Source organism: Pseudomonas laurentiana, from assembly GCF_014648275.1.
In the GTDB taxonomy this organism is placed as follows: domain Bacteria; phylum Pseudomonadota; class Gammaproteobacteria; order Pseudomonadales; family Pseudomonadaceae; genus Aquipseudomonas; species Aquipseudomonas laurentiana.
Map to the genome: position 1 here is coordinate 1 of NZ_BMQU01000122.1, position 697 is coordinate 697.

The following is a 697-nucleotide window of genomic DNA, read 5'->3' on the forward strand; positions in this document are numbered from 1 at the left end:
CGATTAAGGAAGCTTTTTGATGGTTATATACGATCTATGATATGCTATAAGTTGAAATACAGTTCGGGTAAGGGAACTTGCTCGGGACTTATACTAATATTACCTATTCCTTAACCTTTTTATCATCTTATTATGATCTAATCACATACCCCTATCTTATCACCTATTATTGTGTAGATATAGGGATGTATACATTAGAGTCAAGATAAGCCGATCTAATCGTACATCTTAGTATGACCTTAACTAGGTCCATCTAAGCTGATTAGATCGGCCATAAGAGGATATGCATTCATATAATATTAATGATGTATTAATCGTATGTTAAACTAGCTTATATCTCAATGGTAGAGAGCCTGATTGATAATCGGGAAATATAGGTTCGATTCCTATTAAGCTAACACTGGCAGATATAGTAAGATTATATAGACACACTTAGACATGCAATTAGCTCTTGCTGCTAAGTACATCGGTGCAAGTATCGCTACTATCGGATTAGGTGGAGCTGCTATCGGTATCGCTCTAGTTTTCGTTGCTTTAATCAACGGTACATCACGTAACCCTTCTCTACGTAGCACTTTATTCCCTCAAGCTATCCTAGGTTTCGCCCTAGCTGAGGCTTGTGGTCTATTCTCACTTATGATTAGCTTCCTATTACTCTACGGTGTATAGGTATGTATTCATTATCTCAACACCTTTT

General features: G+C 36.7%; 1 protein-coding gene and 1 tRNA gene. Both read left to right on the forward strand.

Annotated elements, in window-relative coordinates:
• Positions 1–327: 327 nt before the first annotated feature.
• Positions 328–398: transfer RNA gene (locus tag IE038_RS25635), tRNA-Ile, on the forward strand.
• Between the two features lie 40 nt (positions 399–438).
• On the forward strand, positions 439–669 hold the full coding sequence (locus IE038_RS25640; RefSeq protein ID WP_189396428.1) for an ATP synthase subunit C family protein: 231 nt from the start codon (positions 439–441) through the stop codon (positions 667–669).
• Positions 670–697: the final 28 nt, after the last annotated feature.

Bases quoted from the DNA above. Each gene is read 5' to 3' on its own strand.
- IE038_RS25640 (WP_189396428.1), top strand. From the start codon at position 439: ATGCAATTAGCTCTTGCTGCTAAGTACATCGGTGCAAGTATCGCTACT.